We start from the raw sequence: 8220 nt of genomic DNA, 5'->3' as shown, positions 1-8220 counted from the left end.
GTCAATGCCGCCGTCGCCACCGTGGTGCTGCTCGCGCTGCCGCTGCCGGACGCGCTGGCGCGGATGGCGCGCGACAGCGAAGCCGCCGAGCGGCTGTCGCCCGGCGTGGAGTGGGTGCAGGCGCAGCTCGCGCCGATCTTCCAGCCGGCCATCGCGCGGTCGCTGCAGGCGCTGAAGGTGCCGCAGGACGACACGCACAGTGTCGCGCTGCGCTTCACGGTGGCGGACCCGAAGGCGCGCGCGGAACTGGAGGCGCGCATGCTGGAGCTGGTGAACGCCGAGCGCGCCAGGGAGGGGCTGAAGCCGCTGAAGGCCGACCCCGAACTCGCCGAGGTGGCGCGCGCGCACAGCCGCGACATGTTCGCGCGCGGCTATTTCTCGCACGTGTCGCCCGACGGCGGCAAGCTGTCGGACCGCATGCGCAAGGGCGAGGTGCGCTACCTGCTGGCCGGCGAGAACCTGGCGCTGGCGCCTACGCTGCCGGTGGCGCACCAGGGTTTGATGAACTCGCCCGGCCACCGCGCCAATATCCTGCGCCCGCAGTTCGGCCGCGTGGGCATCGGCGTGCTGGACGGCGGCCGCCACGGCCTGATGGTGACCCAGGACTTCAGGAACTAGGCTGTTCCAGCACCGCGAACAGCGCGCGCGCCGTGGCCACCGGGCGGCCCTCGGCCGCGATGGATGCGCTGGCGAACGCCATGTGCCGGCCGATCTTGTCGATCGTCACGCGCGCCTGCACCCAGCTGCCCAGCGGCGCCGCACCCATGTAGTCGAGGGCGAGGCTGGCGGTCGCCATGCGCAGCGGCGGCTTGCGCGAACCCGCCGTCACATAGCCCAGCGACACGTCGGCCAGGGTGGCGATCAGGCCACCGTGCATGGTGCCGGAGCCGTTGACGTGCCGCGGCAGCACGCGCATGCCGACGGTGAACGATTCACCCTCGGGCCGCCAGAACAGCGGGCCGACCAGGTCGAGGAAGGGACTGGTGCGAAACAGCGGCTGGAAGCCTTCAGGCGGTGCGGCTTCGCTGCCGAGCGCGGGTTCGGGGTGCGACATGCGCGCCATCGTCGCGCCTGGCGCTCCCGCGCGCTATCACCCAGGCGTCAGCGCGTGCCCAGCACGAACACGTTCCACGAGCCCGGCTTCAGCCGCGCGCGCAGGCCGTCCGGCTCCAGCTGCACGCGGCCGTGCGCATGCGGCGCGACGGCATCCGGCGCATGTTCAGTGTTGCAGGCATTCATGTCCGCGTGGTGCAGTTCCACGGCGGCGTGCAGCGACACGGCCGCCGGCATGCCGCGCAATTCGATGCGCAAGTCCTGCTCCTCGCTCAGGTGCCGGTTGAGCGCGAACACCGCGATGCGCCCGCTGGCCTCGTCCCAGGTCGCGCTGGCCACCAGGTACGGCATCTCGGGGTGCAGTTGCCCGCGACGCGCCGGCGCGTCGACGGCGCAGCGCAGCACCTGGCCGCGCGCATGGCGCGCGGCCAGCGCGAACGGATGGAAGATGGTCTGGCGCCACGCGGCGCCGCCGGGTTCGGTGCGGATCGCGCCGATGGCGTTCACCAGCTGCGCCAGGCAGGCGATCTTCACGCGGCCGGCATTGTTCATCAGCACGCTGAGCGCGCCGCCGGCGGCCAGCGCGTCCTCGAAGTTGTAGACCTCCTCGATCAGCCGCGGCGCCTGCGGCCAGCCCGGCTGGCGCGCGTGCTCGCCGGCGCGCGCCTTGTACCAGATGTTCCACTCGTCCACCGCCAGCAGGATGCGCTTGAGCGAATGCCGGCGCGCGGCCACCGCGTCGGCGATGGCCGCCACCTCCTTGATGTGGAGGTCCATGCGGTCGATGTTGCCGAGGAACTCCCAGGTGTCGGCATGCGGGTTCTCGAAGTAGGTGTGCACCGAGAGGTAGTCCACCTCGTCGAAGCATTGCTCCAGCACCTGGTCCTCCCAGGCGCCGAAGGTCGGCAGCTCGCGGTTGGACGAGCCGCAGGCGATCAGCTGGACGTCCGGCGACAGCCAGCGCATCAGCCGTGCCGTGTCGCGCGCGAGCCGGCCGTACTCGCCGGCCGTCTTCTGGCCGATCTGCCAGGGCGCGTCCATCTCGTTGCCCAGGCACCAGTCGCGCACGCCGTGCGGCTGCGCGCAGCCGTGGCTGCGCCGCAGGTCCGACAGCGCCGTGCCGCCCGGATGGTTGCAGTATTCGAGATAGCGCCGCGCGGCGTCGGCGCCGCGCGTGCCGAGGTTCACGCCCAGCATCGGCGCGACTCCTGCGGCGCGGCACCAGGCGATGAACTCGTTGGTGCCGAAGCGGTTGGTTTCGGTGCTGTGCCAGGCAAGGTCGAGCCGCACCGGCCTGTCTTGCGCAGGGCCGACGCCGTCTTCCCAGTCGTAGCCCGAGAGGAAGTTGCCGCCCGGGTAGCGCACGGTGGTCACGCCCAGTTCGCGCGTGAGCGCCAGCACGTCGCCGCGCAGGCCCTGCGCGTCCGCAGTCGGATGGCCGGGCTCGTAGATGCCGGTGTAGACGCAGCGGCCCAGGTGCTCGACGAAGGCGCCGAAGATGCGGCGGTCCAGCACGCCGACGACGAAGTCGCGGTCCAGCGTCAGGCGCGTGCGGATCATCGGCGCGCGTCAGGCCCCGCTCATTCCCACTGCGGCCGCAGCGTGAACGACACCACCAGTTCCGCGCCCGGCTCCAGCCGCGCGCCGCCCAGCGGGCCGTGGCCGTATTGCGGCAGCAGGTTGAGCCAGTCGGTGCACTGGCTCACCGGCTCGGCGCAGAAGTGGTCGTAGCCGCGCGGGCAGTACAGCACGAAGTAGTCCAGCGGCGCCTCGGCCTGCATCACGATGCTGCGGCGCGGGCCGTGCACGTCGGCCGGCCAGTCCACGCGCGTGCTGTGCTCCCAGCCGGTGAAGTTGTTGTCCAGCTCCAGCTCGGCCAGCACGACGCCTTCGCGCAGGCGCTGCACCGGCCCACCGGTTTCCAGCCCCGCCGGCATCACCTCGGCGTCGCCGCGCCACATGGCCTCGGCCGCGCTTTGCAGCCGCGTGCCGGGATGGTGCGGAAAGTACGGGTGGTGGCCGATGCCCACCGGCATGGCAGCGGTATCGTCATTGCGCACGCCCATGGTCACCGACAGCGCGCGCTCGCTCAAGGCAAAGCGCTGCCAGGAAGAAAAGCGCCAGGGCCACGCCTGGCTGGCGTCGACGTCGAGCGCCAGCTCCGCACTGCGCGCGTCGGCGGAGCGCACGCTCCACGGCCGCAGCCAGCCGATGCCGTGCAGCGGATGCGGCGCGTCCTCGCCCGGATGGTTGGGCGGAAAGCGGATCTCGCGGCCCTCGAACTGCGCGCGGCCGTCGCGGATGCGGTTGCAGAACGGCACCAGCGGAAAGCTCGCCATGTCCAGCGGATTGCGCGCCGCCAGCCCGGCGGCCGTGGCGGGCCGCAACCAGTGCAGCTCGCGCTTGCGCCGGCCTTCGCGCCATTGGCGCGTGAACGCCGCGATCGAGCCGCCGGCCTCCGGCGCAAGCAGCAGCCGCAGCTCCCCGGCGGCAAGCGCCACCAGCGCGGGATTCAACACGGGGGAAGCGTCGTTCTTGTCGTCGTCGGTGCGCATCGGCGGGGTCAGTAGGCGAAGTTGCGGTAGGTTTCTTCGGTGACCAGCGCCTGCGCGTCGGACACCACCGGGTTGTGGCGCAGCAGGCTGCGGCCGATGGGCGACAGCTTGTCCCACTGGCTCTGCGGCACGCGGATCTGCACCTCGGGCCGGACATACCAGCGGCGGCTGTAGCCCAGCACCACCATCGGCCGCGGCTGGCCGGTGGTGTTGGGCGTGCCGCGATGCACGGCGCGCACGTCGCGGATCATCACGTCGCCCATGCGCATCTTCAGGCGGTGGATGGGCAGCTCGCCGCGTGCCAGCCGGTCCATGGCGTCCTGCTTGTTCATGCGGTGCGTGCCGAAGGTGGTTTCGAACGGGCCGTTGTCGTCGTTCACGTCGCACAGCGCGAAGTTGACGGCCAGCTGGAACGACGGCGTGTCGTTGGTGCCCCATTCGGGAAACAGCGCGGGCGTGTCGGCATGCCAGGGCTGGTAATCCGAGCCCTTCAACGGCGTGTCGCTGGCCAGCTGGCACAGCACCGGTTCGGGCCCGGCAATGCGCTGCAGGATCGACAGCAGGTCGCGGTCCTCATAGATCTCGGGGTCGCCGAACAGGTCGTCGAACGGCAGGGTCACGTAGAAGCGCTGCGCGCCGCGGCTGGGCGAATCCTTCTCGCGCGCGATCTGCGACTGCAGCAGCGGCGTGAAAGCCTCGGCCCAACGCGCGAGCTTGGCGCGCGGGATGTGGTCGCGCAGGATGACCAGGCTGTCGCGGTTGAAGTCGTGCGCAAAAGCGTCGTGTTCGGCGGCTGTGTAACGCATGTCGTTGGGTTCTCGCGGAAGCGGACATGGTTCCACCGCTTGCAGTGTTTTGCAAGCTGAGCGCTTTTGGTTGTCGGACGCTTGGGCTGGATCGCGTAGGACTCAGACTATTTAGCTGGTTGGACCCCCGCAGTAACCCCAATGCCGCGCAGTCGTTCTCCACAATGGGCACCATGAACACACTCGTCGTCTTCTCCCACCTGCGCTGGAATTTCGTTTACCAACGTCCGCAGCATCTGCTGTCGCGACTGGCTGAACACTGGCCCGTGGTCTTCATCGAAGAGCCGGTGCCCGGGGCGGAGTCGGACCATATCGAATACATCGCCGCCGCGCCCGGCGTGGAAGTGTGGCGGCCGCACCTGCGCGGTGCCGCGCACGGCTTCCACCTCGACCACAAGCCTGCCTTGCAGCGCCTCGTCGCGGAGTCCATGCGCAAGCAGGACATCAAGAATTACTGGGTGTGGTTCTACACCCCCATGGCCCTGCCGATGGCCGACAAGCTCGAGCCCGAAGGCATCATCTACGACTGCATGGACGAACTCTCCGCGTTCCGCGGCGCGCCGCCGCAGCTGCTGGACCAGGAGACCGCCCTGTACCGCAGCGCCAACGTGGTGTTCACCGGCGGGCGCAGCCTGTACAACGCCAAGCGCGACCGCCACCGCAACGTGCATTGCTTCCCGAGCAGCGTGGACGCGCTGCATTTCCGCAGCGGCACCGAAGACCACCCGCTGCAGGCGCACCTGCCGCATCCGCGCCTGGGCTACTGCGGCGTGATCGACGAGCGCATCGACCTCGACATCATCGGCGGCATTGCCGCGCAGCGCCCCGACTGGCAGCTGGTGATGGTCGGGCCCACCGCCAAGATCGACCCGGCTTCGCTGCCGCGCCTGCCCAACATCCTGTGGCTGGGGCAGCAGAGCTATGCCGACCTGCCGGCTTTCATCAACGGCTGGGACGTGTGCCTGATGCCGTTCGCGCTGAACGAGTCCACCCGCTTCATCAGCCCGACGAAGACGCTGGAATACATGGCCTGCGGCCGTCCTTCAGTCAGCACCGCCATCCGCGACGTGGTGGAGCCCTACGGCCACGTGGTGCCGATCCGCGCCGACGCCGCCGGTTTCGTCGAAGCCTGTGAAGCGATCATGCAGCGCAGCGCCGATGACAAGCGCCAGCACGACCAGGCGGTGGACGAGATCATCTCGCGCACCTCGTGGGACGCGACCGCCGACGCCATGTACCAGCTGATCCTGCAGGCCGAGGCCGCCCGCGAGGCGCAGGAACTGCCGGCCGTGAACATCGCCGCCGAACTTCGCCGCGCGAGCGGCACCGCCGCTGGCGCGGTTTCCGCTTCCTGAAGGGCCGCGTCGATGGACAAGATCAGCCATGACCTGCAGCGTGCGGCGCAATCCGCGCGCCCCGGCGACACCGGGTTCGACTACCTCATCGTGGGTGCCGGCTTCGCCGGCAGCGTGCTGGCCGAGCGGCTGGCGCGCGAGCTCAACCAGCGCGTGCTCATCGTCGACAAGCGGCCGCACATCGGCGGCAACGCCTACGACCGCTACGACGACAACGGCGTGCTCATCCACCCGTACGGGCCGCACATCTTCCACACCAATTCGGAAGACATCTTCGAGTATCTGTCGCGGTTCACCGAATGGCGTCCCTACCAGCACCGCGTGCTGGCCAGCGTGGACGGCCAGCAGGTGCCGATGCCGATCAACCTGGACACCATCAACAAGCTCTATGGGCTGAACCTTACCTCGTTCGAGGTGGAGAAGTTCTTCGAGTCGGTGGCCGAGAAGAAGGACGAGATCAAGACCTCGGAAGACGTGGTGGTCAGCAAGGTCGGCCGCGAGCTCTACAACAAGTTTTTCCGCGGCTACACGCGCAAGCAGTGGGGGCTGGACCCGTCGGAGCTGGACTCCAGCGTGACCGCGCGCGTGCCCACCCGCACCAACCGCGACGACCGCTACTTCGCCGACAAGTTCCAGGCCATGCCCCGGCACGGCTACACGCGCATGTTCGAGAAGATGCTGGACCATCCGAACATCAAGGTGATGACCAACACCGACTACCGCGAGATCGTCGACCTGGTGCCGTGGAAGCACATGGTCTACACCGGCCCGGTGGACGCCTACTTCGGCTACAAGTTCGGCAAGCTGCCTTACCGCAGCCTGCGCTTCGAGCACGTGAACGTGCCCAAGGAGCAGTTCCAGCCGGTGGGCACGGTGAACTACCCCAACGACTACGGCTACACGCGCATCAGCGAGTTCAAGCACATCACCGGGCAGGAGCACCCGACCACCTCGGTGGTCTATGAGTATCCGTGCGCGGAAGGCGATCCGTACTACCCGGTACCGCGGCCCGAGAACGCGGAGCTCTACAAGCGCTACGAAGCGGAAGCGGAGAACACGCCCAACGTGACCTTCGTCGGGCGGCTCGCCACGTACAAGTACTACAACATGGACCAAGTCGTTGGCCAGGCGCTTGCCACTTTCAAGAGACTGCAGCAGGCGCGTGAAGCCGAACGCAGCGAAGACGCGGCGCTGGCGGCGCCGGCCGGGGCCTGATGGCTCTGGAGCTGTGGGCCGGCCCGGAATGCACCGTCAACCGGGTTGGCGACCGCTTCCTTGACCAGCTGCCGTCCAACGGGTTCGCGGACCGCCTGGACGACCTGGACCGGCTCGCCAGCTTGGGCATCACCCACCTGCGCTTTCCGCTGGTGTGGGAGCGCACCGAACGCGAGTGCGGCGCTTATGGATGGGAGTGGAGCGATGCGCGCATCGCACGGCTGAAGGAATTGAAGGTGCGGCCCATCGCCGGGCTGGTGCACCACGGCAGCGGCCCGATGTGGACCGATCTGCTGGACCCCGCGTTTCCCGAACTGCTGGCCGGCTACGCGATGGCCGTGGCCGAGCGCTACCCCGACATCGACGCCTACACGCCCGTCAACGAGCCATTGACGACGGCGCGCTTCAGCGGCCTGTACGGCTTCTGGTATCCGCACCGCACCGACGACGCAAGCTTCGTGCGCGCCCTGCTCAATGAAATGCGCGGCACGGTGCTGGCGATGCAGGCGGTGCGCCGCGTGAACCCGGCCGCGCGGCTGGTGCAAACCGACGACCTGGGCTACATCACCAGCTCGCCGCGCCTGCAGTACCAGGCGGATTTCGAGAACCTGCGCCGCTGGCTCAGCTTCGACCTGCTGGCCGGCAAGGTCGATGCGCGGCACGGCATGTGGGACTACCTGCGCAGGTCCGGCGCGAGCGCGCAGGAGCTGTTGTGGTTCGGCGAGCAGGGCTGCGCGCCCGACATCATCGGCATCAACAGCTACCTGACCAGCGAACGCCACCTGGACGGGCGCACCGGGCTCTATCCGCCGGAGCTGGTCGGCGGCAACGGCCGCCACCGCTATGCCGACGTGGAACGGGTGCGCGTGCACGGCCAGATCGTCGGCAGCTTCGAGGCGCGCCTGCGCGAAACCTGCGAACGCTACGGCCTGCCGGTGGCGATCACCGAAGTGCACCTGGGGTGCTCGCGCGACGAGCAGCTGCGCTGGCTGCACCAGGCCTGGCGCACGGCGCAGAAGCTGCATGCCGAAGGCCTGGACGTGCGCGGCGTGACCTGCTGGGCCGCTTTCGGAACCTTCGACTGGGACAGCCTGGTCACGCGCGCCGAAGGCCACTACGAACCCGGCCTGTGGGACGTGCGCTGCGACCCGCCGCGGCCCACCGCGCTGGCCGCGCTGGCGCGCCAGCTCGCGCACGGCGAGCCGGTGACGCACCCGGTGCTGGACAGCCCCGGCT

General features: G+C 69.2%; 8 protein-coding genes. 4 read left to right on the top strand and 4 right to left on the bottom strand.

What is annotated here, in order from left to right; genetic code table 11:
* Positions 1-618: CAP domain-containing protein (locus H0U68_RS22625; RefSeq protein ID WP_296359158.1), on the top strand; the 618-nt coding region annotated here is incomplete at its 5' end.
* Here H0U68_RS22625 and H0U68_RS22620 read toward each other — a convergent pair.
* The 4 genes from H0U68_RS22620 to H0U68_RS22605 are packed head-to-tail and all read right to left on the bottom strand — an operon-like array spanning position 608 to position 4414.
* Positions 608-1054, bottom strand: coding sequence for a PaaI family thioesterase (locus H0U68_RS22620; protein ID WP_296359157.1), 447 nt, complete (start codon positions 1052-1054; stop codon positions 608-610). The two genes, H0U68_RS22625 and H0U68_RS22620, sit on opposite strands and share 11 nt — an antisense overlap.
* A 47-nt stretch (positions 1055-1101) precedes the next feature.
* On the bottom strand, positions 1102-2613 hold the full coding sequence (locus tag H0U68_RS22615) for an alpha-N-arabinofuranosidase (protein ID WP_296359156.1): 1512 nt from the start codon (positions 2611-2613) through the stop codon (positions 1102-1104).
* Positions 2614-2633: 20 nt separating this feature from the next.
* Positions 2634-3608 (bottom strand): aldose 1-epimerase, encoded by a 975-nt coding sequence (locus tag H0U68_RS22610; protein WP_296359155.1) that lies wholly within the window; start codon positions 3606-3608, stop codon positions 2634-2636.
* A gap of 8 nt (positions 3609-3616) precedes the next feature.
* Positions 3617-4414 carry a phytanoyl-CoA dioxygenase family protein gene (locus H0U68_RS22605; protein ID WP_296359154.1) on the bottom strand — a complete coding sequence of 266 codons (798 nt, stop codon included), beginning with the start codon at positions 4412-4414 and terminating at the stop codon, positions 3617-3619.
* Positions 4415-4587: 173 nt separating this feature from the next.
* Here H0U68_RS22605 and H0U68_RS22600 point away from each other — a divergent pair, with 173 nt between their 5' ends.
* The 3 genes from H0U68_RS22600 to H0U68_RS22590 all read left to right on the top strand — a co-directional run.
* Positions 4588-5769 (top strand): glycosyltransferase, encoded by a 1182-nt coding sequence (locus H0U68_RS22600; RefSeq protein WP_296359153.1) that lies wholly within the window; start codon positions 4588-4590, stop codon positions 5767-5769.
* A 12-nt stretch (positions 5770-5781) separates the two neighbouring features.
* Positions 5782-6984 (top strand): UDP-galactopyranose mutase, encoded by a 1203-nt coding sequence (glf, locus tag H0U68_RS22595; protein WP_296359152.1) that lies wholly within the window; start codon positions 5782-5784, stop codon positions 6982-6984.
* The coding region (locus H0U68_RS22590) for a family 1 glycosylhydrolase (protein WP_296359151.1) at positions 6984-8220 on the top strand (1237 nt) is incomplete at its 3' end. The genes glf and H0U68_RS22590, both read left to right, overlap by 1 nt.

Source organism: Ramlibacter sp. (genome assembly GCF_013697775.1).
GTDB lineage: Bacteria > Pseudomonadota > Gammaproteobacteria > Burkholderiales > Burkholderiaceae_C > Ramlibacter.
This window is presented reverse-complemented; position numbering and strand designations above follow the sequence as displayed.